Here is a 25,533-nt window from a genome sequence, read left to right as displayed (position 1 = left end):
AAACGTATAGCTCTCTATCTCGGTTTATCCTTCCATAAATGAACGCGATTTTGTATGAGCGCTGTATATTGTTTTTCCATTTTTTCTGCTCCTGCCTGGTTCAGCTCTGTAATCATGCCATCAAAAATCACATCAAATTGCTCGGGTGAGCTGAGCACCGCTTCGGGAATCCGTTTGCGAATAATGTCCTGTGTTTTCTGGAATATGACCATATACTCGGAGTCGCTTGGAGCGGGCATGTTGTATGCTGCTCCCCACGGTTTGACCGGGAATTGCTCTTCGCTCGGGAATAAATCCTTCCATGTCGATGCACCGTAGGCTTGCAGCGTTTCCTTCTCTGCTTCGGTGTATCCCGCTTCAATCTGTTCAGGAAAGTTGGTCGTAAAATAATTGTCCGTGGAGTCCTTCACACCATCTCCATACCGTCCGGACATATTTTTATATAATCCAATGCCAGACTCTTTCTGGAACTTGGACGCATGATTTGTTTTTTGATCCTGAACAGCCGCAGGAATTACCCGTTTGCCTTCCTTGATCTCATAATGCTTGCCCTTAATGCCCCAGTTCATCAGAACTTGCCCTTCCTCCGAAGCCAAATAATCAAAAAACTTGATTGTTCTCACTGGATCAGGATTTGCTGTAGTGATGCCTACTCCCCAGCCCGATACAAAACCGGGATTTTGGAAGGAATGATCTCTCATCTCTTCGGACAAAGTAACCGGGAAATGGGAATAGGCCGATTCTGCTTTGCCCACAGATTTCAGTTCGTTCTCCGCATCAGCGTATCCCCAATCCTGATCAATAACTCCCAGTACACGACCACTGGCAATTTTGGATTTATACTGGTCCGATTTCTGGACAAAGCTCTCCTGGTCAAGCAAACCTTCGTTGTACATATGATTCAACCAGCGGAAGTACTCCTTTTCCTCCGGGCGTTTATAGTGCAGCATCGCTTTATAGGTTTTTGGATCGATATAGTATTCACCATCATCCGGTGCACCTGTTGCGAGAAATGCCGGGTTGGTGACTGTGATCATAATTCTCCAGCCCTCTGCATCCAGCGTTAACGGAATGGTGGGCTGACCGTCCGTTACAGGATGCTTTTCACTGTAAGCTCGCAATACATTTTCATAATCCTGAAGGGTGCGGACTTGAGGGTAACCAAGCTCTTTCAGTACTCGATGCTGAATACCAAATCCCCCGCCTGCATCAAAATAGGTCTGGTCCACCGCATAATACGTCGGCAGCACATAGATTGCCTGATCTTCATTACTGTATTTCAGCCGATTCATATAATTACCATATAGCTTTTTCAGATTGGGAGCGTATTGTTCAATGAGGTCCGTCAGATCCACCATTGCCCCAGCATCCACCAGCTTGCTAAGCTCCCCTTTGGGTGACACGATATCGGGGAAGTCTCCGCTAGCTACCATCAGTGATATTTTGTCCTGTCCCCCGCTCACATCAAACTCTCCATTCAGGGTTACCCCTGTTTTGGCTGTAATAACCTTGCCAACATTATCGTTCATGCCATTCCAGTTCGGACTCGGATCTACACTGAAAAAATCGAACGCAAGTGGAGATGGTGCTCCGCTAGTATTCATAAGTGACGTTTTACCGCCGACGCCTCCATCACAGGAGGTAATCAAAAGTAAAGCCAGGAGCGGCCCCAGTGCGACCTTCATTTTAAAACTGGACATAATGGTAATCCTCCCTATTTCATACGTCTGTCTTATACGGAACTGTTCTGTTCCTCTCTTAGCTTCATGAATTACCCCTGCTCTGCCGCCACAACTGAAAGTTTTAGCGTATGGCAGCAGCCGGGATACCCTGAGCTTCTCTATATAAGTACTCTATTATAGGTTTGCAATCCATTATTAGGCCAGTCTTTACATCGGTATCAAGGTCTATGCTTTTACCGCCCCAAGTGTCATACCACCGACAAAGTATTTCTGCAGGAATGGATACACGATCAGAATCGGAACCGTTACAACGATGGTTATCGCCATTTTGATGGATTCCGGTGAAATTTGTGCCATCTGCTGTGCCATATCATTGGCATTCCGTCCCGCTCCTGAGCCTTGCTGTGTACTTTGCAGCACCTTCATCAGCTCGTATTGCAACGTAGTCAGATGTGCCTTCGAGCCATTATACAGGTACGTATCGAACCAGGCATTCCACTGACCTACAGCCAGGAACAAAGCGATTGTGGCAAGTACCGGTTTGCACAAAGGAAGAATGATGCGGTAATAGATTGTAAAATCATTGGCACCGTCCAGCTTGGCTGATTCCTGCAAGGCATAAGGCAAACCGTCAATGAATGAACGGATAATAAATACGTTCCAGGCGCTGATCATACCAGGCAGTACATATACCCAGAAGGTACCGATCAGATTCAGGTCACGCATCAGAATGTATACCGGGATCAGCCCCCCGGAGAAATACATTGTCAGCGCCAACGTGGTGGAAACAAATTTTCGAAGACCGAAATCAGGTCTGCTCAGTGTAAAAGCGATCATGGATGAGCTGATCAGACCGAGTAGTGTACCCACAAGGGTACGCATGATAGAGATTTTCAAACCTTGCAGCAAGCCGTCATATTGAAAAATCGTCTGATAGTTCTGCAGCGTAAATTCGCGCGGCCACAGATAGATTCCACCACGTACAGTATCGGCCGAGTTATTCAGCGAGATCGCCAGTACGTTAAGAAATGGATACAGTGTTACAACCAGCACCATGGTCATCGCGAGGATATTGAATATATCGAACACTTTGTCGCCCCGTGTGGCATTGAATGCTTTGTTCGCCATAATGTCTCCCCTCCCTACATGATGCTTTCTTTGGTGAATTTTTTGAACAAGCCGTTTGCCGTAAACAGAAGGATGATGCTGACAACGGAGTTGAATATACCAATTGCTGTACCATACGAGAATCGTCCCATATTCAAACCGTAATTGAGCGCATATAGATCAAGCACCTCTGAGTAATCGAGTACCAGACTGTTCTGGAGCAGGAACTGCTTCTCGAAGCCGATGCTGATCAGATGTCCGATGGACATGATGAACAATACCGAGATAGTTGTCCGAATACCTGGTAATGTAATATGCCACATCTGTCTGAAACGGTTCGCACCGTCCACACGGGAAGCCTCATACAGCTCCTGGTCAATGCCCGTAATGGCTGCCAGATAGATGATCGCATTCCAGCCGGTTTCCTTCCACATATCTGAAGCGGTCACAATGTACCAGAACAAATTCCCCTTTGCCATGAACTGTATCGGCTGATCAATAATATTCAGACCAATCAAAAGATCATTGACAATCCCGCCGTCTGTGGACAACATTTTGGTGATAATGCCCGCCACAACCACCCAGGATACAAAGTGAGGAAGGTAAGATACGGTCTGTACAGCCCGTTTGAAGAACATACCTCTCATTTCATTCAGCAGGATGGCAAAAACAATCGGCACGACAAAACCGACGATCAGTCCCATCAAGCTCATGGCAAGTGTATTACGAAGCACCAGATAGAATCGGTCATCACTGAACAATTCTGCAAAATGTTTAAACCCGACCCACTGCTGCTCTCCGAAAGACCTCGCCGGTTTATAATTTTGAAAAGCCATCGTCCATCCCCACAGCGGCAGATAGTTGAATACGAAAACCCAAGCTACGAATGGCAATGACATCAAATAAAGATACTTCTGTTGTTTGATTCTGTCCCAAACTCCGTTTCGCCGCTGCTTCAATGGCGGTTTGGGGTCACTGCTTCTTTTCGCGGAAGCGGATTTCTTTGTTAGCGTTTCCATCTCCGTTCCCCCTCCTCTGTTTTTATAAAATAATCATAATCGATAGAGCGTTTCCAAAATACCATCTGGATTTTAGAGAAAATCATATAGAAATTAGATATTCCCCTTTAAAACAAGACATTAGACCGTTAAAATTAGTGATAATTTGAACTAACTAACGCACACGAATACATATAAAGGAAGATATGATTATTAATTACCATGATTCGAAAACGTTTTTTAGAAATCGTTTACCTTTGTTTCAGGGCACATCAAAAAGAGACCTTCTCAGGTCCCTTAACATGCTCCCTTTTTTATAAGGTAAATTGAATGGGTTGAAGCTTGAACATACCTAGTAACTGGGCGGTGGTGATTGAACGTTCCGGCTGGAACTGCTCTCCGCGCACATAAGTCAGCATTTCTTGAAACAGGAAAGCCACTTCCGGTCGTTTCATCAAGGCTGTGTCTGTAAAAGGAAAAGAGGATACCAGTAACCGGCCCTTCCCCGCTCTGGCCTCGAATGCATAGGCCAACCGTTTGGCCCGGTGAAAATGATCTATCACTTCAATCAGCGGTGTAACGTCCTGCATGGTATCGAGGCATAGTGCAGGCGTTCCATTCACCAGATAATACCAGTGCCAGTCAGAAGCCCCATCCTGCGGAAAAGCACCGAGCATCGGCGTTTCTTGCTCGATATACATCCCCATCGTAGCCCCAGGCTGCGTGGCAAACATGAGATAATTCCAGAACACCGGGAGGTATTTCGTTTCCACCGGATCATACAGATCCTCGGCACCTGGCATAAGCCAAACCCTGCCGCCATTCAAGAGATAATCCAGTACATTAGGAGTTAACGACTTCACAATCACCAGGTCATGCTGGCCTTGTTTTAACAACCCTTGGCCTTGCACTTCGTGCACAGGACGTTCATACGAGTCAACCAGCAGAGGCTGCAGCTCCTTCACCGTGTTCCAGACCCGTCTCATCTCCCCATGACGTTCTCTATCCAGCATCATCATCGGGAACGACCAGCCATGCCAATCATTCCGAGCCACCAGAGTATGGGCATCTGAAACATTATCGCATCGCAGCTCCGCTTCTACTCGAAATGCAGCGGCACCTGTGCCCGGTGCTTTTGCGTGAATGCTCCCCAGAGACATGACCGAGCCGCATGAGATATCCCCGTACCTCCACATTCCTTCAGCACGTGTCACTTCATCTTCAGCTGCACCCGCATCTGTAACAACCCTCCAATGGACAGAGGCGTTCTTTAACACCCTTTTGCCATAATGGGATATGCTCACATCGATTTCGACCGCTTCTCCGGCGTAGTATGTCCGTTCCCTGGAACCTAGAAGTATCACTACATCGGCATTGAATTGTTTAACTTCATCCGGTGTGGTAATTCCTTTACTATCCCAGAACACATCCAGAAAACCGGTTGTAGCATGGCCCTGCCCTGGAAAATCACGAATATCCAGCAGCTGAATGCCCGCAGCATCCGATGTTCTTCTTACGCGCTCCATGGCTTCTTTCAGCGATCGCATCAGATGTGTGCCCGTTGCCTGCTGATACTGCTCCAGCTTGCTCATCATGCCTTTGCGAGAGAGCGATTCTTCAACAGGCTCTAACCACGTAGGCCGAAGAACTCCTGTATACTTTCGCCTCTCCTGAGGACGAACATACATCGTAAACTGCGCATGCTCATGCCCGATAATCGGCTGTGAAGCAAGCCTTGTAACTGCACGATAATCCAGCGTAGTATCCGGCATGGCGGAGAGCACGGATTCCAGCGGCGGATGCCAGTTGAAGGATTGAATATAATAGTCGGCCTCTCGTCCCCATGCCGGAAGCTGCCCAAAGCCTGTATTGTCTGTGTACAGTCGGAAAGGGTCCTTCTGCCTTGCTCTGTCTAGCATTGCATTTAGTTCAGGATGTCCGTTTGCCCCAATCAGCTCGTTGCCAAGGGAGAACAGCACAAAGGAAGGGTGCCCATGGAGTGTCTCAAGCAGCCGATCCAGCTCCTGGATCAGATAGGTCTGTATTTCAGGAGGAGCAGGAACATCTTGCTGCTCAAAAAAGCGTGACCAATGAGGAAGCTCGGCCTGTACCACCATCCCCACCTCATCGGCTGCCTCCCAGAACGGTTCAGGCGCACTCCACCCGTGTAATCGTACATGGTTGAACCCGTAAGACTTGGCTATGCGAAACTGCCGGACATAGTGGGCAACCTCCCACACGGGATAACCTGTCAGCGGAAAGATGCAGCAGTCTACGTAGCCGCGCAGAAAAACGGGCGTTCCGTTCAGCACCAGCTGTTTACCTTTCGCCGTAAACGAACGCATGCCGAACCGCTGCTCTATCCGGTCAAGCTCCTCCCCCGTTCCTTGGTCCGGTTCAGGTTCCAGATCTGGTCCCCATTCCTTCCCTTGTCTCGTTTCCTGACCAGCCTTTTGCAGCCGAATAACGGCCCGATACAAGGCTGGATGCTCATCGGTCCAATCTGCGATGGAATACTCGGCATCCAGTGCAATCTGTTGTGAAAATGGCAGCAACACCATATCCGGCCTGGTATCGTTGTCACTCCCATAATCACGCTGGACTGCACCTGATGTACGTTGTTCGTGCTTTAATGTCAGATGCTCAGACTTGAGCCATGTGCCGTTCGGATGCTGTATATCCAACCGAAGCTTCAGGGATGCAGCTGCGGACGGATCAGGTACACTTACTACACCATGCACCTCTATTGTGCCGCTATCCAGGTCAGGCTCAATTCGAACCGTATGCACCCGGCATAGTGGAAGCCTTTCCAAAAATGCTCCACCTGTAATACCACCCCAAGCCGTAGCCGTATGCAAAGAGTGAATATGACTGCCGGCCAGAGCAAGCTTCATCGTATTATCCACCCAAATCTCGATCCGGTTGATCTCTCCCGGCTTGACCCAAGGCGTTACTTCCCACGAATGTTCCGTCAACAGACTATCCCGTTCTCCAGCGTCAACGCCGTTGAACCACAGCCTGGAAGTCCATCGCACGCCTTGAAGCCTGAATACATAGTGGCCGCCGGTTTCATCAGCCGGGATATGGACATCCTGAGCGTACCAGGCCGATCCCTCATATTCACGAATTTTGGTCCACGTATCCATTCTTGCGTATTCCGGCTCTTCCCCGTACCCCTGCTCCTCCCATGAACCTGGAACCTGAATGGTATTCCATGCGGTATCCTGCCGGTTCGGGGGACTGTATTGCTGAGTGCCTCGCTTTTCCCCCGCTACTTCAGCCTGCTCAGCCAACTGGAACTGCCAGGTTCCGTTCAAGTTTATCGTGTAACGTGCAGCAGCTACATCCGGTCGATTCATATCCCGCAGCCATCCCTTCATCTGGACTCTTGTACACTGTACAATCAGTCTACGGTGTAAGATCCTGCCTAGACCATTGCTTATTGCGGGAAGTACATGGACTATATTATGAAGCCTTCGTATTATTCACCTGGTGCTGCCCTTAACCCTTTAGGCCAAGTCAAGACTGCGATCTGGATTGTTTATACGCTGAAGGGGATTCCCCTACATACTTCTTGAATTTACTGTGAAAATAGTCCACGTTCGCATATCCCACTCTTGCAGCGACCTGATGAACCTTTAGCCCTTCGTCAAGCAGCATTTTGGCTTTTTCGATGCGCACCTTGTCCAGAAAGGCGTTAAAATACTCGCCGGTATGGTTCTTGAACAATTTTCCCAAATAACTGCTGTTGTAATTAAACACCTCGGCCAGCACCTCCAGCTTCAGATTCTCACCGGGGTTACGCTGAATGAATTCAATCATCTGTTTCATCACCGTGTCCTTGCTGCCGCCGCCCATGCGCTGAATCAGACGGTTCAAATGTTCTGCCGACATCGCTATAAGATCAGCTATCGTCAACTGATGGTATACCTCGTTAATCAGCACCGAGTGTTCCTGCATAATGGACTGCATCTGCTGATTGGCAGCAGCAAGCTTGTTGAAGGCAAGTGAGAACACTTGCGAAAATGCAGTCTTGATCGCTTGCTCTGTCCAGTGGTGCGTCACCAGACGCTCCTGCATCTCTCCAAGCACACGCATAACAGATTCGCTGCTGCGAATATCCAGCGCATAATACAGCTTGTCTGCCAGTTCACCTTCGTCAGGCTCCTGCAAACCATCTGCTTTTGCTTCGGCCGCAGGAAGGCTTTCCTCTTCGCTTCGTGGAGAGATTCGGCCTTCTTCCCAGCATTTGATCCGCTGTTCTGTGAACAGGAAACGTTCGGCAAGCAGGCTGCTCGCTTGTGTATACGACCTCGCAATCTCTGCTGTAGACTTCACAGGCTCGCCAGCAGCCGCATACATCTTCACATCCCACTCGGCCAGCAAGGTTTGCAATTCATCGTAAAGGCTCTGTGATGTGGGATTCTGATCAACTACCTCCTGTGTTAACAGACCCAGTCCCGAATGGAAGGAAAACACGATGCCCCGCTGCTTCTGATCAAAGGCCTCCACCAGCTTGCGTTTTATTTCATTGCTCCGCTGCAGGTCCGACCCTGCATGAATCTCCAGTAAAATGACTTGATACTGCGGCCAGTGCAGGCCAAGACTATCCGTCTCAACGCTGCCTTCACCCTGAAGAGAGTCATACAGCAGCGCTTCAATCTGATGCTCCCTGTACGCTGTATCTTCTCCCGCATAGCGAGCCAGCGTCTCCCGTTCCTGGTTAAGCTGCACAGCAATACGCTCAAGCTCCGCAATAATCTCATCTTCATCCACCGGCTTCAGCAGATATCCGTCCACGCCGAAACTGATTGCTTTTTTGGCATAGTCAAAGTCAGCATATCCGCTCAGAATCAGAAAATGCGCATCCGGATGCTGCACGCGGAGCTCCTCGATGACCTCCAGGCCCGTCATGCCTGGCATCCGTATATCAATAATGGTCAGGTCAGGCAACATCTCATTGAAACAGGCGATGGCCTCGCGCCCGCTTCCGGCAGTAGCCATAACCTGAAAGCTGTATTTTTCCCAATCGATAATCGTGGTCAGTCCCTCGCGAATGCTCGGTTCATCATCGACCAACAATACTTTATACATGCTGGTTCCCCCCTGCTGGCAAGGTGAAAGAAACCTCTGTTCCTTCCCCGTACATGCTGTTAATCTGTAACCCGGAGTTTTCCCCGTACGTCAAAGTCAAACGCTGATGCACATTGCGCATCCCGATCCGGCTTCTTTCCTCTTCCTCAGGACCGCTGACAAACTGCATGACCTCTGCAAGCCGTTCCGGCGTGATCCCCGCTCCATCATCCTTCACTTTCACTCGAACCTTACCATCCTTCATACAGATGTGAATATGCACTTGTACCTGTCCTTCCTTGTTTTCCAGTCCATGCACAATGGCGTTCTCCACAATCGGCTGAATGATCAACGGCGGGATATACATTTTCTCCACCACAGGGTCCAGGTGAATCTCAAACGCCAGTCTGTCTCCATACCGGAATTTCTGAATCTCCAGATAGGAACGCACCATTTCCAGCTCCGCCCGGAACGTTGTTTTGCCGCTGCCAATCTCCAGACTCTTGCGCATCAGCTTGCCAAGCAGCCTGACGATATTCGCAATCTCCGCTTCTCCCTTGATGTGAGCCTTCATGCGAATTGATTCCAAAGCGTTAAATAAAAAATGGGGATTAATCTGGCTTGCCATCATTTTCAGTTTAATCTCTTTCTGCGCGATTTCCAATCGGTTGTTCTGCTCGGTCGTTTCGACCACCTGAGTCATCAGTTCGTTAATACTCTTCACCATATAATTAAACTGGCGTGACAATTGCCCGATCTCATCATTTCCGTCAATGCGGGAAGTAACGTTCAGATCCCCAAGGGCCAGCTTGTTCAGATGTTTACTGAGCCGAAGCAGTCGGTTTGACGTCAGAAAAGAAATAATGTAAACCAGCAGCAGCGCGATCACCAGCACAAGCGTAATAAAAATCATGCCGATCTGGCTGATCTGGTTTGCATCCTTGACGATGTTTTTGGTCGCAAATACCGAGATGACCTTCAGCTTGTTAAAGCTTGATCCCGGGCCCAGTTCATCAATGACGATGTTGGACGGTTCTCCCTGGAAATCAGCTTCAATGGTACCCTTGGGCTGACTCTGAAGGTCTACGCCAAAATCAAGCTCGTCCAGCGTTTTACCAACCAGTTCGGTATTTTTGGCTGCCACAACGTATCCCTGCTCATCCGTGATCAACGTCTCAAACTGCTCCTGACGCAGCAAACCGTTAAGCTCCTCCTGATTGATCACAATCATCAGCACACCCTCGGTCTTATACTCGGCAAAAGGAACCTTGCGCACCAGACTAAGCCGGTGAACCGGATTGTCTTCGTTGCCAGGGATATAAAACCAGCCAATGCTCGTTGTTTTCAACGCCTCCTTGTACCAGTAACTCTCCTTGGTGCGCTCATTGACCGGGATAAATTCAAGATTGTTAATCAAGGTCGGATTGGTCGAGTAAAATCGAATGCCGGCAACTTCACGATACAACCGCCGATATTCCTGAAAATCCTTATAAGCGAGATATGCCGAGGTCAGCTCCACCACACTCTTGTACCGCCGATTCACAATCTCCTTGAGATCGGTATTAAACATAAGCATATTGGAGATATCAGTAGGCACACGCAGCATCGTGGCTGTCTGGCTTTTGATTTTGTCCACATTGATGATGGTCTGCCCAATCGCATTATCCAGTGCCTGCTGACGGAAGTAACTTGTGACCGCGAGACCGATAATGAGCACGGGTATCATGACAACAAGCACGTAGGAAATAAGCAATTTATGCTTTAATTTGAGGTCGTTTGTAATTCGAACCAGCCGTTTTAACATATCTGCACCTTCCGTCATCTGTATAAGCGCTTACATTAAAAAGGCAGAATCAGGCTTCCCTGACCTGCGTATTCATCATATCACATTACCATGCAGCCTTTTGCACGAGCGTTTAGCACTCCAGAATCAAATCCTGCAGCTCCAACGTAGAAAAAACAACATGGGTTACCGTCGTCGCATAAGATGACAACTCATTAATACATGCCTCAATCTCGGCCATGCCCGGGGCGGATAACATGACCATAAAACAAGCCTTGCCCGCCACGCGATAGGCATATTCGGACCATGGCAGCTGCCGGATATATTCGGCAAACCGCTCGTGCTCGCCGTTTCGCAGCGTCACCTCAAGCATGCAGCGAACGCTGCAGCCGAGCCGGGAACGATTGATCTTCACCTCGTATCCCTCGATAATCCCCGCATCTTCCAGTCTGCGCACCCGCTCTCCGACAGAAGTGGGCGAGAGATTCACCAGACGGGCCAATTCACGCATGGAGCGACGTGCATCTTCACGTAACATTCTTAAAATATGGTAATCCGTTGCATCCAGATTCATATGTCTTTTCAAACTCCTTTTTTCAATTCATATGCTTCAGATTAGCACAGATTTCATATCATTTGCAGTGGAGAAACTATACACCGTTCGATAAGATAAAGAAGATTGTGATGCGCATTCAATCGGTTCAGTTACGAAGGGAGACTGTACATTACCATGCCCATAATTTCATTCTCAGCTACCGGGGATACCCCGTTTCAGCGTTTACTCGGACATCAGCCTGCTGTCATGCAGCACTGGAATGCACTCGGCGATGTGCTTGAAGGTAACAGTCTGTTGTCCGCCAAACTGAAGGAGGAGGTCCGGCGTACGCTGGCACAGCGCAACGGATGCCTGTATTGCCGGGCCAAAGGCCAGCCTGATCCGAACCCCGAAGAGATCGCCATTAGCATGGCGACCGGACTTGCGGAGCTGTTTTTGCAAACAGGCGGCAACGTGGATCGTGCCGTGTTTCCTGTACTGTTGGAGCACTTCACAGAAGCTCAGATTAGCGAGCTGTGTGCCTGGATTTGTTTTACCATCGCATCGCAATGGTTTGGTGCAGCTCTTCGGCTTGAGCCCGAGAATGACGAACTCACGTCTTCCTGACTTCTAATAAGATGAAATCCATGTCGTCGGCCAGCACTTGTTCTCGTGAACGGTACAAATGTTGTGAAAGCCCAAAAAGGCACTCCCATATCTGGAAGTGCCTTTTCTCTATAGAGTCATGTTTTCATTTTTACGTTTGACTGCTCTACGATTTATGGACGAGGTGTGCTTACACCGTTAAGAATCAGCTTCGGATGAATATCTGCGCTGAGCGATGCCGAAACGGCGCAGTATTTCTCTTCTGCCATCTGAATGGCTTTCCAGATCCGGTAATCCGGGATATCGCCGTCTACTTTAAAGATCAGATCAATGGACGTGAAGCCTTTGGGCATATCCTCACTGCGAGTACCTTGTGCTTCGATTTCGATTGAGTCAATTTTGTCCAGAAAAGCATCCAGAATCATTGTGATATCAATCCCCATACAGCCGCCGAGTCCAGCCAGCAGCAGCTCCATCGGTGTTGCCCCCTGGCTATCTCCACCATAAGCTGCCGTAGCATCCATACCTACAGCATACCCTGAGGGTCCTTCGGAGGTAAACGCGCGTTTTCCCTTCCATACTGTTGTTACATTCATGATGTTTTCCTTCTTTCTATAGTATTTACACATGCACTGCGATGACAGAATAACCTTCCAATCGCTGGGTAGCTTAAAATTCCGTAATCTGCCGCAGGAATTGGCGTGTGCGCTCTTGCTCCGGGTGTTCGAAAAAAGCTTCCGGGCTTGCTGTCTCCACAATGGAGCCATCCGCCATGAAAACAATTTTGTTCGCCACATTCCGAGCGAATTTCAGCTCATGTGTCACGACCAGCATGGTCATGCCTTCCTGTGCCAGCTCTTTCATCACCGACAGCACCTCTCCAACCAGTTCGGGGTCGAGGGCCGAGGTGGGTTCGTCAAACAGCATCACTTCCGGTTCCATCGCCAGTGCTCGTGCAATGGCTACGCGCTGCTGTTGTCCACCGGATAAACGGGAAGGATAAGCGTCATGCTTATCCGACAGACCTACACGATCCAGCAAAAGCCGTCCGCGCTCGGCGGCTTCGTCCCGTTTGATTTTTTTCACCGTCACAAGACCTTCCATCACATTTCCAAGCACCGTCTTATGCGGATACAGGTTAAACTGCTGGAACACCATGCCGGTCTGGCGGCGAATTTCCAGCACCCGGGCACGCTGAACACGCAGCGGATCTGCGCTGTTTACCACAATGCCGTTCACTTCGATCTGTCCGCCGGACAACTGTTCAAGTCCATTGAGACAGCGAAGCAGTGTGCTTTTGCCTGAGCCGCTAGGACCTAGCAGTACAACAATATCTTTGGCATCCACATGCATATCGATATTGGTCAGCACTTCATGATTTTGAAAACGTTTGGTCAATCCGGTTGTTGTAATCATCGCTTCTCTCCCCCTCTAGTAAGCCCGGGCCAGCCGGCGCTCCACTTGCTCCAGAATGGCCGAGAAGCCGATGCTCATGATCCAGTAAATGACTCCGATCGCCAGATAAAATGGCATGTTCAGCGCATACTGGGATACCAGAAGCTGTGCAGAACGCAGCAGCTCCGTAACACCAATCGCCGCCACCAGCGATGTTTCCTTCAGCATGCCGATAAAGGTATTGCCCATCGGTGGAATGGCAATGCGCACCGCCTGCGGGAAAATAATGCGTCTCATCGCCTGTGCCGGCGTCATGCCGGTTGCATATGCCGCTTCTGTCTGCCCTTTCGGCACCGCCTGAATCGCCCCGCGGAACGTCTCGGACAGAAACGCTCCGGCATTCAAGCTAAGCCCCAGACAAGCGGCCGTAAGCGAACCAAGCGTTACACCATAGTCGACAAGCCCGTAATAAATAACGAATAATTGCACCAGCAGCGGGGTGCCCCGCATGATGGATACATAAAATCTGGCGATCAGCCTTAACCACATCGGCCCTTTAAGACGGGCAATGGCAACCAGCACCCCGATGATAAAGGCAAAAAACATGGAGATCACCGTAACATAAAGCGTATAATAAGCCCCCTTCAGAAAGAAGGGGATGTTCTCAAATACCAGTTCCATGGATCAAACTTCCCTTCGCCTTGCCGGTTCATTATTGCGCAGGCTCTTCACCAAACCATTTTTTGAAAATCGTATTGTACGTACCGTCATCCTTCATGCCTTTCAGCGCATCGTTCAGTGCAGCTACAAGCTCAGGGTTGTCCTTACGCACCGCGATCCCTGCCTGGTCACTCTTGATGGCTTCGCCTACAGCTTTGATTTTGAATCCATTTGCATCAACAATAGGTTTCAAAGCATACAGGTTGTTAATCGTTGCATCAATCCGACCTGCATTCAGGTCTTTCAGGGATGAGATGACATCATCATACGTTTTGATTGTAAAATCTCCGACTTTCGGCAGCACCTCATTGCGGAGGTATGTTTCATCGTTTGTGCCCAAGCCTACACCAATCGTTTTACCTTTGAAGTCTTCGAGCTTTGTTATATCGTTATTGTCTTCTTTGACAATGATTTTTACCTGGTTGGTGATGTACGGATCACTGAAATCCAGCACTTTTTTACGATCATCGGTAATCGTCATCTGGCTGATGATGGCATCCAGCTTCTTCGCTTGCAGACTTGGTGTCAGACCCGAGAACTCCTGGGATACAAATTCAACCTTAACTCCGAGACGCTTCGCCACTTCACGCGCGATATCGGCATCAAAACCGTCCATTTCCTTCTTGTCATTCAGGAAGTTGTACGGACGATACGTGCCCATCATTCCTACTTTGATGACACCTGCTGATTTGATCTGCTCCAGTTCGTTGCCGCCAGACTGTGCTGCATTGTTCGTATTGCCAGTGTTCGTATTCCCATTATCCGCAGCCTTGCTGCCGCATGCGCTAAGTACAAGCACAACCATGAGCAGAATAGCGGTGAGTGACCACCCTTTGCGACTTTTCGATCCATATGTGTTATTCATGACGTTAACTTCCTCTCATTCATCTTATGTTCTCTTGGTGATTCCATTATTCCCTGTGACTGGCTTAATCATGTGAAGAAGTGTGAATGTGCACCTTTTACCTTTTTGCGTGAAAAATAAACCACCGGCCTTACCGAAATCTATGTACCGAGCAGGCCGTAAAACTCAAAGCTTGCCGCTTCTGCCGCCAGAGCAGCAGCGTCCATCTCCGGAAATCGGCTGTGCAGCTCCGCCGAGCCGAATAACCAGCGCGAGATAATACCTTCGATCATGCTTACAAGCAGTGCCGAACGCAGCGGAACATTCATATCCGCAGGCAGCATGCCCAGTTCAATTGCACGCTCCATATTGTGACGGAACGCTGTTTCCACCGCATTGCGAGTATCTTCAACCAACTTCTGAACGGAGCTTTCGGTCACGATTCCCTTGAGCAGCAGCTCCATAAAGTACCGATTCTCTGCAGCAAAGGTAAACAGGTCAGTGAACAGCCTCTCCGACGCCTTCACCATATCCTCAACCGATCCGGCATCCTTGCGATATCCTTGTCCAATCGCCGCAAGCAGCTTCTCCCTGCCTGTTACCAATATCTCCGAGGCAATAGCTTCCTTGCTCTTGAAATGCCAGTAAAACGTTCCTTGTGCAACTCCGGCTTCACGAACGATATCGGAAATTTTCGTCTGATGATACCCTTGCGTTGCGAACCGTTCCATTGCTATGCGTATAATCTGGTCCCGACGCTCTTCTCCGGGTTCCAAACCGTTTATTTTCGTCATACCTGAATGCCTCCCGATTGATTAGTCAGTCAGTTAATGTATATCCTATGGGATAACTAGGGTTTTGTCAAGATCGTTTTAAAAAGCGGGTTACACGCATAGAGTTGAAGTAGAGGACAAATCTGAGCATAATAGAGGATAGTCTTGTTCGGAAGAACAGACATCGTCATAGCAGGACAGGCCTCAGGGGCTGTCATCTGCAATTCAAGGAGGAAGAACATTGGACTTTATATCATCCATTATTATGGGCATCATCGAAGGTTTGACTGAGTTTTTGCCCGTGTCCTCAACCGGACACATGATTCTGACAGCTCATCTGCTGGGTCTATCAGAGGACAACGAGTCAGTCAAAACGTTTGAGGTGGTTGTGCAGCTGGGTGCTGTGCTGGCTGTCGTTGTACTGTACTGGAACAAATTCATTGATATGTTTCGCTTCACCGGGGGCAAAAGGCCGTATTCCCGCCGCCTCAATCTGGGACATATCATTCTGGCGATGGTTCCTGCGGTCGTTATCGGACTTGTTCTGCGAGACTGGATCAAGGCTCACCTGTTTGGTCCGGAAACCGTACTGTACAGTCTTGTGATTGGTGGTATATTGATGATCGTTGCTGAACGCTGGAGCCGTAAAAGCTCACGCATTACAACCCATGACGTTGACGATATTACTTACAAGCAAGCATTTGCGGTAGGTGTGTTTCAGATTTTGGCGTTGTGGCCAGGCTTCTCTCGTTCCGGCTCCACGATCTCAGGCGGACTGTTTGCCGGCATCAGCCGGGTAGCTGCGGCAGAGTTCACCTTCCTTGTGTCCGTGCCAATTATGATTGGTGCTACAGGATATGACCTGTACAAAAGCATCAACCATCTGAACAGCGATGACTTTGTTATCTTTGCCATTGGTTTTATTGCTGCGTTTATTGTGGCTATGCTGGCAATCAAGACGTTCCTCTCTATTTTGAAAAGATTGAGTCTGACGGTCTTCGCTATCTATCGCTTTGTACTGGCAGCGGTATTCTTCGTCATCCTGATGATGTAATTGGATATCAATCAGATCAGACGCTTAACCAAAATGGCGGCCCTGCCTTCCTCACAGGAAGCAGGGCCGCCATTTTTATATGATGCCATATGTAGATTAAACTGATAGATCATGCCATGTTCAGGATGTTCGAGCCTTATTCCCATGGGTCAGCCTGAACACTTCTTAGCTTTTTACGTTCCTTCAATCTGCCCATCCAGCGATATCTGTTCTGTTTCTGTTCGTGTAACAATTGTTTGACACCAATCATTAGCAAACGGTATCTGCGTTCATCATTGTGGCTTAATTGATGCATTTCCTCCAAAATCTCTCTGCTCATGACGTTCTTGTTCACTCCAATATTCAGTTTGTTCTATAAGTATACAGAACGATACTGAACAAATTCTAAACAAGACGCTTATTCCGGTCGTGCAAACAATTGTAATGCCGTTTCCACAAACAAACGTGAAGCCGGGGAGGCCTCCGAAAAGGAAGGTACAGCAAGCTCAACGGGGCGATAGGCTTTGGGCTCCGTTGGCAGAGCTCTGACACCAGGTGGAAGCCAGGATAACGAGATAGCAGGTAATATAGCTGTTCCCAGTCCCTGTTCAATCATATTAAGACATGTATTGACGTTATGCACGACGAAGCCGATGCTCAGTTCTGCTTCTGCACGTGCAAACAGATCTACAATGGGCATCTCATAACCGCCGTTGCAGATAATCATCGACTGCCCGCTCAGCTTTTTCACATGCAGGATGTCCTGATCTGCAAACGTCTCATTCTCACGAAATACAGCAAGCATTTCTTCGTGATACAGCGGCATCGTTTCATAGTTTAGCTCTGCCGCCTCCTGCTCCGTTGCAATGATTAAAGCAACATCAATAACACGCGAGCTCAGCCACTGCTGAATCTCCATAATGTTGCCTTCATGCAGCTCAAACTCGATCTGCGGGTAACGATCTCGAATAGACCGAATAATTTTGGGCAGCAGATGGGCCGAGGACATCGGAAAAGAACCAATGCGAATCGTTCCGATCTCCAGTCCCTTCTCAGCGGCAACAACCTGCTGCACCTTATCATACTGCTGTAAAATCCTGCGGAAAATGACCAGTATTCGCTGCCCCACATCAGTCAGCACAATACCGTTACGCCGATCACGAATGATCAGCGATACGTCCAGCTCATTCTCCAGAGCGGAGATAGCACGGCTGACCGCAGGCTGTGTCATATTCATCTCCTGGCCAGCTCGTGTGAAACTTCCCGTCTCGGCTATTTTAACAAACAACTGTAATTGTGAATTATTCATAACAAATTTGGTATGCTCCTTATAAATAACATGCATTTCAATTATTACGTTTGTTATTGTATCATGGAGAACACGGACGATCAACGACTGGCAGATACAGGGCCGAAGAAACATCCGAATCGGATAGATACAGGTTAAGAGCTGTGCAGCGCTTGCGGGGCAAACAGGCTTTTCCATATCACTTGAAGGAGAGATTTATTGTGACTTTATCACGTGCAAAAGCAGGCTGGATCTTGGCTTTTCTGGTTCTCATGTGGGGAATCAACTGGCCTCTGACCAAATATGCTTTAAACTATACACCGCCCCTCCTCTTTGCAGGCATGCGGCTGCTGATTGCCGGGCTGGTCCTTGGCATTTATGCATTTCCGCGATACAAAACGCTTCAGATTCGGAAAACATGGTACATTTATGCCATCTCTGCAGTACTTAATATTATTTTCTTCTACGGATTTCAGACGGTCGGTCTGACGGAAGTGCCGGCAGGACTGTTTTCTTCCATCGTATTCTTGCAGCCTGTCCTGCTCGGCATTGGAGCGTGGCTGTGGCTGGGTGAGACGATGTATGCCATGAAAATCATCGGATTGGTGCTGGGCTTTACAGGTGTAGCAACGATCAGCATTGGTGGCATGACTGGCAAAGTATCCCCCGAAGGTGTCATGCTGGGCTTGTTCAGTGCCATCAGTTGGACTGCAGGCACAATCTATATGAAGAAAACTTCAGCCAAAGTGGACGGAATCTGGATGACAGCCATTCCGATTCTTATTGGCGGGGTGATTCTGACGTTAACGGGAACGGCAACAGAGAGCTGGAATGCGATACAATGGGTACTACCTTTTGTACTGGATATGCTGTTCATCTCTGTATTTGTCATTGCTCTCGGCTGGCTTGCGTTCTTCAAACTTGTCAGTTCCGGGGAAGCCAGCAAGGTGGGCTCCTTCACCTTTCTGATTCCGCTGATTGCTCTGCTGTGCAGTGTGCTGTTTCTTGGAGAGTCAATCACTGTCAACCTGATTGCCGGACTGATCATGATTATTGCGAGCATTCTGCTCGTCAACCTCAAGTCTAAAGGAAGTAAAGTTGTTAAACTGTAACGGCAGTTAAGCAGTGTTAGTTTTACGGTGTCAGTTAAACAGTTGAATTTTAAAACCCCCTGCTCTGTCATAAAGACAGGCAGGGGGTTTTGGTATGCATAATGATTTTTTATACTTTGGACTCAAGTGTCTCCAGGTACTCGGAGATTTGAGCAGGCGTTTTGGCCCATTTGCTGTGCAGATGTGCCAGCTTTTTGCCGTTCTGAAACACGAGCAAACTTGGGATGCCGCGCACACCATTTTCGTCAGCAAACGGCTGGAATTGTTCTGCATCCAGTGCGTAGAAGGATTTATCCGTGTGTTGGTCAATGACATCTCCGATAAATCGGTCAAGGTTTTTGCAGTCCGGGCACCAGGTTGTATCAAATTTGATGACAGTCAAACCGTCGGAGTTGATCAGATCACGATATTGCTGTTCGCTTTGTATTCTTTCCATTAGGGTTCTCTCCTTAGGGTAAATTTTATTTGTTTATGCTCGCTCACTGAGCCGTGGCTACCGAGCTAGAAGGGGGTATAGAATAGTGCAGCTGGCGATGGGTTACTTAAAGTGCTCGCCGATCGTTCAAGCTTTCGACATTGGCTCGTCAGAGCTTTCCTCTAATCATCACTCAAGCTGCTGCCTGACTCTATTGTACCTCGATTAGTTACATTTGAAAATAGGTCTCCGTTCTTCAGCGATGCTGCGTGTACCGATTTGCAGGGTGATGCTCACGAATCATCTGGATATCTGCTGCGGTAAGAGGTGCCGAAGCAGAAGCCGAAATGTTGTGCAGCAGCTGCTCTCTGGAGCTGGCACCCGGAACAACAGCTGCCACAGCCGGATGCGAGAGCGCATAACGAATGGCCGTCTGTGCCATGCTTCGGTTATCTGTGACCAGCCCAGCGAGTCCTTGGCGAATATGCTGCAGCTGCTCTGGCGTATAGTCCAGGTACCCCTTGTCCGCCTTCGTTGCTCCCGAGTCTGCCAGTACACCGCTGGCTACCGGCCCACGAGCGATGACACTGATTTGATTTTGCTCAAGTAAAGGCAATACTTCCTCTTCTGCTCTGCGATCCACCACGCTGTACTGATTCATCACACTCACAATCGATGATTTGCCTACATATTCACGAATAACATTCGGACGGATGGAAGAAATGCCGTAATATCGGATAAGCCCCTCCTGCTTTAATTCCTCGAACGCTTCAATCGTATCATCAATATCATCGTCAAGCGTGCCTCCATGCAGCTGATACAGATCAATATAATCGGTTTGCAGTCGCTTTAAACTTTCGTGAACAGCCTGCTTGATATACGCTTTGGATGGGTCCCATGACCAGCCTTCCTTGCCAGGAATACGGCGATTGCCTACCTTGGTGGCCAGAATCACCTGATCGCGCCGACCTTTGATTGCTTGTCCCACAATTTCCTCGTTGCGGCCTGCATCATATAAATCCGCTGTATCCAGCAGATTGACCCCACGATCCAGCGCTTCATGAATCAGCTCTACCGCCGGTTTCACTTCCGTTCCAAGCGACATACAGCCCAGTCCGATCTCACCCACCATCAAGTCGGATGTGCCCAAGCGATTTTGTTTCATGGATGTGCTCTTTTTTTCCATAAGCGTCTCTCCTCTCCATACGTTCTGCAAGTATCCATTGTATCATTCTTCCTGGCAAAAATCGCATATAAGCACAGTATGCCACAGCATATAAAGAAAAACCCGAAACAAGTTGTCCCGGGTTCTGCTTCTGTTTGCTCATTATTTCGTCCCAGCCTTACTCTCTCCACTCCCGGTGCTGATTGTTAACCTCCACCCGAGGTCTGGCGCTCCGGGCCGAGGATGACCCATTCTTTTTCACCATATTGGATACGGTACTGATTACTTTATCCCGGGCTTGTTTATTTCTCATCAGATACGTTACGCCAGCTCCGATCGCCGTCATAAGCAATTTACGTTTTGACATGCTGCTCTCCTCCTTGACCATTCGGATTCATGTACATCGTGTCTTGTTTGAGTTTTACCCGCTCTGGAGCAAACGAAACGATAAACCAGGCTGCCTTTGAAAATAAAATCGTCACTTCTCTGCATTGCATCATGCTCAGGCGTATCTCTATAAGTTGAAATAAAGATTTTACACAATCCACTCCGTTCACGTGTAAATATATCGTTCAACTTATATAGAGTCAAAAAAGATGATTACCCAATAGCTTCGGTAATCATCTTCTGGAAATGCGTTTTTTTATTATGTTCAAAAGTAAATCGTTGTATCGCATCGCTTCATGAAGATTATACCTAGATAACGAAGCATAAGGAGCGATGCTCTCCCTTAATCTGACGGCGTGGCTACATGCTTCATCTCATCATGCTGATAGGTGGACCCATCGGCCGTCAGGTAAAAATGACCTGTCGGGTGCAGCTCTTCGTTCAACTCATAGACCAGCGGAATGCCAGTCGGGATGTTGAGCGCCATCACGTCTGCTTCGGACAATTGGTCCAGATGCATGACAAGTGAACGGAGCGTATTGCCATGCGCGGAGATCAGCACCCTTTTTCCCGAAGATACCATCGGTTTAATCTCTGCATTCCAGTATTCCAGCACACGCTTGGACGTATCCATGAGGTTCTCTGTTCGCGGAATGGTGCAGCCCAGGCGCTTGTACTTGTCCAGATCCCGAACATATCGCTCGTCGCTTTCTTCCAAAGCCGGTGGTGATACGTGAATGGAACGTCTCCATTCGTGAACCTGCTCTTCCCCGTATTTCGTGGCTGTCTCCTGTTTGTTCAGACCCTGCAGTGCTCCATAGTGACGTTCATTCAGCTTCCACGTCTTCGTAATCGGAATCCACATCAGGTCCATCTCATCGAGTGCAATATTCAAGGTCCGAATCGAACGTTTCAATACCGAGGCGTAGGCGCAGTCAAAATCAAACCCCTGTTCCCTCAGGATTTTGCCCGCCTTGCGCGCTTCTCCATATCCATCCTCGGTCAGATCCACGTCCGTCCATCCGGTAAAGCGATTTTCCACGTTCCACATGCTCTGTCCATGACGAATCAACACGATTCTGTACATCACGTGAATCCCCTTTCCTGTGCAGAACTTTCGAAACATAATTCATCACAATAATTATTTATGACATGTAAGAAATTAATAATACGGTGCCATCATCAGATAAACCACAACACCTGTGGAGCTTACATACAGCCAGATCGGCATGGTCCAGCGTGCGATTTTGCGATGCTTCTGCAGTTGGTTGGTCCAGCCCCATACCAGCGTAAACAGCGCCAATGGTACGATCAGCGCGGCCAGAATGCTGTGTGTAATCAGAATGAAGAAGTAGATGGAACGAACGATGCCTTCGCCTCCAAACTTGGACGTTTCCGGGGACAGATAGTGGAAGGTCAGATACGTCACCAGAAACAGCAGCGTGGTTGTAAAGGCTGCCAGAATAAAACGTTTGTGCAGCTTGACGTTACGCTTGATAATCGCGATCAGCGCAGCCAGCAAAAAGATAAAGGTAAAGCTGTTAAATACGGCATTAAAGCGCGGAAGCACGGTAATGTCAAAGGTGAGCTCGCCTTTGTAACCGATGGATGGTGCGAAAAACAATAACAGGATAATAACGTTAGCAAGAATAGAGATGGTAATAATGATACCTGCAAAATTTTTATTACTGGTCGGGGCCGTCTGATTGGATGGCATGTTCAGATCCCCTCTTTCCTTTTTAGCCAATGCAAAATCCTCCTCATATCCTAACTTTCTGTGTTCTATATCATTATATCGCGGCAATTCAGGGCTGTTAAGTGACAACACTCTGAACAAAAAAAGTGTGTCCATACGTAGAAATGCCCGTTTAAGGCGATTTTCATCCCACATGGCCCAAGCACTATTTTACCCAAGGCTGCAAATGTGTTATAATTAATGTACTTAATCACATACGCACGAATACGGAGGAGCCTGTCACCAAGGGCCCCTCTTTGTCTATTTCAGGCATGGAACGATAAGGGTTATCGTTGTTCCGTGCCTTTTGTTTTGTTAAAGGGCCGAGACGGGCATGTTTTCCCTTGGCAAGGTTATTCTAAGTATGCTGCGAACAGAGAGGAGAAACCGTCTGTGGAATTTATATTTGTTCTTGCCCTTATCCTGATCTTCACCAAACTTGCGGGTGATCTGTCGGTCCGATTAGGTCAGCCGTCGGTGCTGGGAAAACTTATTGTAGGTGTTGTGCTGGGACCTGCCCTGCTTGGCTGGGTTGAAAAAACTGATTTTGTTCATTACATGGCCGAAATCGGGGTATTGCTGCTTATGTTTATCGCAGGTCTGGAAACCGATCTGGACCAATTAAAGAAAAACTGGAAGGCTGCTTTCGCTGTGGCGGTAGGCGGGGTTATTTTACCTTTTATCGGAGGGTATGGATCGGCTGTTGCTTTCGGCATGTCGCAGACTCACGCACTGTTCTTCGGGTTGTTGTTCTGCGCCACCTCAGTCAGCATCTCTGTACAAACGTTGAAGGATATGGATCAGCTCGGCTCACGTGAAGGCACGACCATCCTGGGGGCCGCCGTTGTCGATGATGTGCTCGTTGTTGTACTGCTTGCGGTTATGATGAGTCTGCTCGGAACGGGCGGCGGAGATGTTTCCATCGGCCTGCTCATTGGTAAAAAGCTGCTGTTCTTCGTGATCATCATTGCAGCCAGCTGGCTCGTTGTTCCGCGTATTATGAAATGGATGGCCCCGCTGCGGGTAACGGAAACGGTCATTACCGCGGGTTTGATTATCTGTTTTGGCTTCTCTTACTTCGCCGAGTGGATGGGTGTTGCGGGCATTATCGGTGCGTTTGCGGCAGGTATTGCTATTTCTCAAACCGGCTTCAAACATGAAGTCGAGCAAAAAGTTGAGCCAATTGCTTACAGTATTTTTGTTCCAGTATTCTTTGTCAGCATCGGTCTTAACGTGACCTTCGAGGGTGTAGGCTCGCAAATTTGGCTGATCGTTGTTATTAGCCTTGTGGCTGTTGTAACCAAGCTGCTTGGCGGTGGTGCCGGTGCTCGTCTGACCGGGTTTGACCGTTCTTCTTCAATCGCGATTGGTGCAGGCATGATCTCCAGAGGCGAAGTTGCACTGATTATCGCCTCAACCGGTCTTGCATCAGGTTTGCTCGATGCTGAGTATTTTACCAGCGTTGTCATCATGGTCATTATCACCACACTGGTCACTCCACCCCTGCTCAAAATCACGTTTGCTCGCAAAAAGGGAGAACAACGTGTCGAACGAGGAATTGAAGAATCTCATCGGAACGGATGAGGCAGTCGGCGGAAGTATGATGAAGATGAGATTAGAATATGTGAAGATAAGAATATATTAAATCTCTGAATGGGTTGGCATCTATACTGGGTGTGGGCTATACTTGAACGTAAAGTGATATTCTCAATTGGGTGATGCTGGAATTGCTTTGAAGACACCACGCCTGATGTACGTTGATCTTAATTGTTATTGTTAGCGTTATGAAGCCATCGAAATTATCTTTATTTTAGTTACTGTATTAAAAAATGAATTAAAGTCGGTCGTGAAGCACACGCCGCTTTGTCCTTTCTTCTTTCCTTCCAATGTGAAGGCTTAGAAATGGCAGAGCGGCTTTTTTGTTTTTTTACACTAAACTATTGTGGTTAAGGAGGAAACATGTCTTGAGTACAGTGAGTCTTGATTTTAACGAGGCATACGAAGAGTGGATGAACGCACTACTGGAACAGGAAACCAATCCTCGTGTGCGTTCCCGAATTGAACAAGGGCTTGAGCATGCGACAATGGAGTTTTTGCGTTCAGTCTGGTTTCCGGTGATGAAAAATTTCAATCATTTGCACCCGGAATGGGAGGTGCGGGACTTTCACAACGGTTACCGTTATTTGGACCTGGCGTATTACCGGGCAACGGTGTAAAAGGTGGCATCGAAATTCAAGGTTATGGGCCGCATGCCCGTGATCTGGATGTGAGACGTTTCAAGGACCTGTGCTGGCGCCATTGTCTGCTGACGCTGGATGACTGGATATTCCTGCCGATTGCCTATCTCTCCATCAAAGATGAACTGAAACAATGTCAGCAGCTGGTGCTGGCGTTTATGGGCAGATTTATGGCTGCGGATGTGCCTGCATCCCTGAACTGGCTGGATGCAGAGACTGTCCGATATGCAAGACGTATCGTCCGCCCTTTTGCACCTTCAGAGCTCGCAGCACATCTGCGAATCTCGGATACTCACGCCCGAAAGGTCCTCCGCAGTTTGCTGGACCAGCACATCGTATATGTTGCAAGCGGCACCCAGCGATATCGGACGTATGCATTGCGAATGTGAGCTGGTACGCTTGAGGTGGCACTGTTGGTGGTGAGGTGAAGCGGTTACGGGGGAGCAGAGCTGGGGGGCGGGAGTTATGTAGTTACGTAGGGGTAGGGCTGGGGTCGTGAGCTATGCGGTTATGTGGGGGTAGGGCTGGGGTCGTGAGCTATGCGGTAACGTTAGGGTAGTGTTGGGGGCGTGAGCTATGCGGTAACGTTAGGGTAGTGTTGGGGGCGTGAGCTATGCGGTAACGTTAGGGTAGTGTTGGGGGCGT

General features: G+C 48.5%; 24 protein-coding genes and 1 pseudogene. 5 read left to right on the top strand and 20 right to left on the bottom strand.

Annotated elements, in window-relative coordinates; genetic code table 11:
• Nucleotides 1-14 precede the first annotated feature (14 nt).
• The 7 genes from ACQSGY_RS27695 to ACQSGY_RS27665 all read right to left on the bottom strand — a co-directional run bounded on the left by ACQSGY_RS27695 (nucleotide 15) and on the right by ACQSGY_RS27665 (nucleotide 11,217).
• Nucleotides 15-1,700 (bottom strand): ABC transporter substrate-binding protein, encoded by a 1,686-nt coding sequence (locus ACQSGY_RS27695; RefSeq protein WP_427181798.1) that lies wholly within the window; start codon nucleotides 1,698-1,700, stop codon nucleotides 15-17.
• Between the two features lie 207 nt (nucleotides 1,701-1,907).
• On the bottom strand, nucleotides 1,908-2,810 hold the full coding sequence (locus ACQSGY_RS27690; protein ID WP_110898418.1) for a carbohydrate ABC transporter permease: 903 nt from the start codon (nucleotides 2,808-2,810) through the stop codon (nucleotides 1,908-1,910).
• A 14-nt stretch (nucleotides 2,811-2,824) separates the two neighbouring features.
• On the bottom strand, nucleotides 2,825-3,808 hold the full coding sequence (locus tag ACQSGY_RS27685) for an ABC transporter permease (RefSeq protein ID WP_145405991.1): 984 nt from the start codon (nucleotides 3,806-3,808) through the stop codon (nucleotides 2,825-2,827).
• 293 nt (nucleotides 3,809-4,101) lie between these two features.
• Nucleotides 4,102-7,167 carry a glycoside hydrolase family 2 protein gene (locus ACQSGY_RS27680; RefSeq protein WP_427181796.1) on the bottom strand — a complete coding sequence of 1,022 codons (3,066 nt, stop codon included), beginning with the start codon at nucleotides 7,165-7,167 and terminating at the stop codon, nucleotides 4,102-4,104.
• Between the two features lie 139 nt (nucleotides 7,168-7,306).
• Complete coding sequence (locus ACQSGY_RS27675; protein ID WP_427181795.1) at nucleotides 7,307-8,881, bottom strand: response regulator; 1,575 nt, start codon at nucleotides 8,879-8,881, stop codon at nucleotides 7,307-7,309.
• Nucleotides 8,874-10,664, bottom strand: coding sequence for a sensor histidine kinase (locus tag ACQSGY_RS27670; RefSeq protein WP_427181793.1), 1,791 nt, complete (start codon nucleotides 10,662-10,664; stop codon nucleotides 8,874-8,876). Before ACQSGY_RS27670 ends, ACQSGY_RS27675 begins: the two co-directional genes overlap by 8 nt.
• A gap of 112 nt (nucleotides 10,665-10,776) precedes the next feature.
• On the bottom strand, nucleotides 10,777-11,217 hold the full coding sequence (locus ACQSGY_RS27665; protein WP_427181792.1) for an Lrp/AsnC family transcriptional regulator: 441 nt from the start codon (nucleotides 11,215-11,217) through the stop codon (nucleotides 10,777-10,779).
• Between the two features lie 156 nt (nucleotides 11,218-11,373).
• Here ACQSGY_RS27665 and ACQSGY_RS27660 point away from each other — a divergent pair, with 156 nt between their 5' ends.
• On the top strand, nucleotides 11,374-11,805 hold the full coding sequence (locus ACQSGY_RS27660) for a carboxymuconolactone decarboxylase family protein (protein WP_427181791.1): 432 nt from the start codon (nucleotides 11,374-11,376) through the stop codon (nucleotides 11,803-11,805).
• A gap of 152 nt (nucleotides 11,806-11,957) precedes the next feature.
• On the opposite strand, the gene ACQSGY_RS27655 is transcribed toward ACQSGY_RS27660, so the two are convergent.
• The 5 genes from ACQSGY_RS27655 to ACQSGY_RS27635 form a co-directional block, all read right to left on the bottom strand.
• Nucleotides 11,958-12,380 carry an OsmC family protein gene (locus ACQSGY_RS27655; protein WP_090924948.1) on the bottom strand — a complete coding sequence of 141 codons (423 nt, stop codon included), beginning with the start codon at nucleotides 12,378-12,380 and terminating at the stop codon, nucleotides 11,958-11,960.
• 73 nt (nucleotides 12,381-12,453) lie between these two features.
• Entirely contained in the window at nucleotides 12,454-13,200 is a 747-nt protein-coding gene (locus tag ACQSGY_RS27650; protein ID WP_427181789.1) for an amino acid ABC transporter ATP-binding protein, read from the bottom strand.
• A 15-nt stretch (nucleotides 13,201-13,215) separates the two neighbouring features.
• Nucleotides 13,216-13,860: an amino acid ABC transporter permease gene (locus tag ACQSGY_RS27645; protein WP_017692207.1), complete on the bottom strand. Its 645-nt coding sequence runs from the start codon at nucleotides 13,858-13,860 to the stop codon at nucleotides 13,216-13,218.
• Nucleotides 13,861-13,891: 31 nt separating this feature from the next.
• On the bottom strand, nucleotides 13,892-14,764 hold the full coding sequence (locus ACQSGY_RS27640; RefSeq protein WP_427181788.1) for a substrate-binding periplasmic protein: 873 nt from the start codon (nucleotides 14,762-14,764) through the stop codon (nucleotides 13,892-13,894).
• 140 nt (nucleotides 14,765-14,904) lie between these two features.
• Nucleotides 14,905-15,537 (bottom strand): TetR/AcrR family transcriptional regulator, encoded by a 633-nt coding sequence (locus tag ACQSGY_RS27635; protein WP_427181787.1) that lies wholly within the window; start codon nucleotides 15,535-15,537, stop codon nucleotides 14,905-14,907.
• Nucleotides 15,538-15,757: 220 nt separating this feature from the next.
• Here ACQSGY_RS27635 and bacA point away from each other — a divergent pair, with 220 nt between their 5' ends.
• Complete coding sequence (gene bacA / locus ACQSGY_RS27630; RefSeq protein WP_426333509.1) at nucleotides 15,758-16,570, top strand: undecaprenyl-diphosphate phosphatase; 813 nt, start codon at nucleotides 15,758-15,760, stop codon at nucleotides 16,568-16,570.
• A gap of 136 nt (nucleotides 16,571-16,706) precedes the next feature.
• On the opposite strand, the gene ACQSGY_RS27625 is transcribed toward bacA, so the two are convergent.
• Together ACQSGY_RS27625 and ACQSGY_RS27620 are read right to left on the bottom strand one after the other, a co-directional pair.
• Complete coding sequence (locus tag ACQSGY_RS27625; protein ID WP_188594246.1) at nucleotides 16,707-16,889, bottom strand: hypothetical protein; 183 nt, start codon at nucleotides 16,887-16,889, stop codon at nucleotides 16,707-16,709.
• 78 nt (nucleotides 16,890-16,967) lie between these two features.
• Nucleotides 16,968-17,858, bottom strand: a complete 891-nt coding sequence (locus ACQSGY_RS27620) for a LysR family transcriptional regulator (RefSeq protein ID WP_188594247.1) — start codon at nucleotides 17,856-17,858, stop codon at nucleotides 16,968-16,970.
• 197 nt (nucleotides 17,859-18,055) lie between these two features.
• Between ACQSGY_RS27620 and ACQSGY_RS27615 the strand changes: the two genes are divergently transcribed.
• Nucleotides 18,056-18,949 carry a DMT family transporter gene (locus ACQSGY_RS27615; protein ID WP_427181834.1) on the top strand — a complete coding sequence of 298 codons (894 nt, stop codon included), beginning with the start codon at nucleotides 18,056-18,058 and terminating at the stop codon, nucleotides 18,947-18,949.
• A gap of 109 nt (nucleotides 18,950-19,058) precedes the next feature.
• On the opposite strand, the gene ACQSGY_RS27610 is transcribed toward ACQSGY_RS27615, so the two are convergent.
• From ACQSGY_RS27610 to ACQSGY_RS27585, 6 genes are all read right to left on the bottom strand, one after another.
• Nucleotides 19,059-19,385, bottom strand: a complete 327-nt coding sequence (locus ACQSGY_RS27610) for a thioredoxin family protein (protein WP_110899450.1) — start codon at nucleotides 19,383-19,385, stop codon at nucleotides 19,059-19,061.
• Between the two features lie 235 nt (nucleotides 19,386-19,620).
• Nucleotides 19,621-20,529 (bottom strand): aldo/keto reductase, encoded by a 909-nt coding sequence (locus ACQSGY_RS27605; protein WP_427181832.1) that lies wholly within the window; start codon nucleotides 20,527-20,529, stop codon nucleotides 19,621-19,623.
• A gap of 178 nt (nucleotides 20,530-20,707) precedes the next feature.
• A complete protein-coding gene (locus ACQSGY_RS27600) occupies nucleotides 20,708-20,896 on the bottom strand; it encodes a hypothetical protein (protein WP_111273603.1) in 189 nt (62 codons plus the stop codon).
• Entirely contained in the window at nucleotides 20,883-21,029 is a 147-nt protein-coding gene (locus ACQSGY_RS27595; RefSeq protein WP_427181785.1) for a hypothetical protein, read from the bottom strand. The genes ACQSGY_RS27600 and ACQSGY_RS27595 overlap by 14 nt, the downstream gene beginning before the upstream one ends.
• A gap of 230 nt (nucleotides 21,030-21,259) precedes the next feature.
• Nucleotides 21,260-22,003 carry a 2,3-diphosphoglycerate-dependent phosphoglycerate mutase gene (gene gpmA, locus ACQSGY_RS27590; RefSeq protein ID WP_427181784.1) on the bottom strand — a complete coding sequence of 248 codons (744 nt, stop codon included), beginning with the start codon at nucleotides 22,001-22,003 and terminating at the stop codon, nucleotides 21,260-21,262.
• A gap of 75 nt (nucleotides 22,004-22,078) precedes the next feature.
• Nucleotides 22,079-22,633: a DUF420 domain-containing protein gene (locus ACQSGY_RS27585; protein WP_216517762.1), complete on the bottom strand. Its 555-nt coding sequence runs from the start codon at nucleotides 22,631-22,633 to the stop codon at nucleotides 22,079-22,081.
• 411 nt (nucleotides 22,634-23,044) lie between these two features.
• Here ACQSGY_RS27585 and ACQSGY_RS27580 point away from each other — a divergent pair, with 411 nt between their 5' ends.
• Together ACQSGY_RS27580 and ACQSGY_RS27575 are read left to right on the top strand one after the other, a co-directional pair.
• Nucleotides 23,045-24,235 (top strand): cation:proton antiporter, encoded by a 1,191-nt coding sequence (locus ACQSGY_RS27580; RefSeq protein WP_427181783.1) that lies wholly within the window; start codon nucleotides 23,045-23,047, stop codon nucleotides 24,233-24,235.
• 425 nt (nucleotides 24,236-24,660) lie between these two features.
• Nucleotides 24,661-25,277 (top strand): annotated as a pseudogene (locus ACQSGY_RS27575) (transcriptional regulator).
• Nucleotides 25,278-25,533 lie beyond the last annotated feature (256 nt).

This window comes from Paenibacillus sp. TC-CSREp1 (assembly GCF_050171015.1).
Taxonomy (GTDB): Bacteria; Bacillota; Bacilli; order Paenibacillales; family Paenibacillaceae; genus Paenibacillus; species Paenibacillus silvae.
This window is presented reverse-complemented; position numbering and strand designations above follow the sequence as displayed.

Excerpts from the sequence above, each read along its gene's own strand:
- ACQSGY_RS27645 (WP_017692207.1), bottom strand. The coding sequence starts at position 13,860 with ATGGAACTGGTATTTGAGAACATCCCCTTCTTTCTGAAGGGGGCTTAT.
- ACQSGY_RS27605 (WP_427181832.1), bottom strand. The coding sequence starts at position 20,529 with ATGAAACAAAATCGCTTGGGCACATCCGACTTGATGGTGGGTGAGATC.
- ACQSGY_RS27685 (WP_145405991.1), bottom strand. The coding sequence starts at position 3,808 with ATGGAAACGCTAACAAAGAAATCCGCTTCCGCGAAAAGAAGCAGTGAC.
- ACQSGY_RS27675 (WP_427181795.1), bottom strand. The coding sequence starts at position 8,881 with ATGTATAAAGTATTGTTGGTCGATGATGAACCGAGCATTCGCGAGGGA.
- ACQSGY_RS27600 (WP_111273603.1), bottom strand. The coding sequence starts at position 20,896 with ATGTCAAAACGTAAATTGCTTATGACGGCGATCGGAGCTGGCGTAACG.
- ACQSGY_RS27640 (WP_427181788.1), bottom strand. The coding sequence starts at position 14,764 with ATGAATAACACATATGGATCGAAAAGTCGCAAAGGGTGGTCACTCACC.
- ACQSGY_RS27660 (WP_427181791.1), top strand. The coding sequence starts at position 11,374 with ATGCCCATAATTTCATTCTCAGCTACCGGGGATACCCCGTTTCAGCGT.
- ACQSGY_RS27655 (WP_090924948.1), bottom strand. The coding sequence starts at position 12,380 with ATGAATGTAACAACAGTATGGAAGGGAAAACGCGCGTTTACCTCCGAA.
- ACQSGY_RS27620 (WP_188594247.1), bottom strand. The coding sequence starts at position 17,858 with ATGAATAATTCACAATTACAGTTGTTTGTTAAAATAGCCGAGACGGGA.
- ACQSGY_RS27665 (WP_427181792.1), bottom strand. The coding sequence starts at position 11,217 with ATGAATCTGGATGCAACGGATTACCATATTTTAAGAATGTTACGTGAA.
- ACQSGY_RS27680 (WP_427181796.1), bottom strand. The coding sequence starts at position 7,167 with ATGAAGGGATGGCTGCGGGATATGAATCGACCGGATGTAGCTGCTGCA.
- ACQSGY_RS27635 (WP_427181787.1), bottom strand. The coding sequence starts at position 15,537 with ATGACGAAAATAAACGGTTTGGAACCCGGAGAAGAGCGTCGGGACCAG.
- ACQSGY_RS27625 (WP_188594246.1), bottom strand. The coding sequence starts at position 16,889 with ATGAGCAGAGAGATTTTGGAGGAAATGCATCAATTAAGCCACAATGAT.
- ACQSGY_RS27585 (WP_216517762.1), bottom strand. The coding sequence starts at position 22,633 with ATGCCATCCAATCAGACGGCCCCGACCAGTAATAAAAATTTTGCAGGT.
- ACQSGY_RS27610 (WP_110899450.1), bottom strand. The coding sequence starts at position 19,385 with ATGGAAAGAATACAAAGCGAACAGCAATATCGTGATCTGATCAACTCC.
- ACQSGY_RS27695 (WP_427181798.1), bottom strand. The coding sequence starts at position 1,700 with ATGTCCAGTTTTAAAATGAAGGTCGCACTGGGGCCGCTCCTGGCTTTA.
- ACQSGY_RS27690 (WP_110898418.1), bottom strand. The coding sequence starts at position 2,810 with ATGGCGAACAAAGCATTCAATGCCACACGGGGCGACAAAGTGTTCGAT.
- ACQSGY_RS27670 (WP_427181793.1), bottom strand. The coding sequence starts at position 10,664 with ATGTTAAAACGGCTGGTTCGAATTACAAACGACCTCAAATTAAAGCAT.
- gpmA (WP_427181784.1), bottom strand. The coding sequence starts at position 22,003 with ATGTACAGAATCGTGTTGATTCGTCATGGACAGAGCATGTGGAACGTG.
- ACQSGY_RS27650 (WP_427181789.1), bottom strand. The coding sequence starts at position 13,200 with ATGATTACAACAACCGGATTGACCAAACGTTTTCAAAATCATGAAGTG.
- ACQSGY_RS27595 (WP_427181785.1), bottom strand. The coding sequence starts at position 21,029 with ATGATGCAATGCAGAGAAGTGACGATTTTATTTTCAAAGGCAGCCTGG.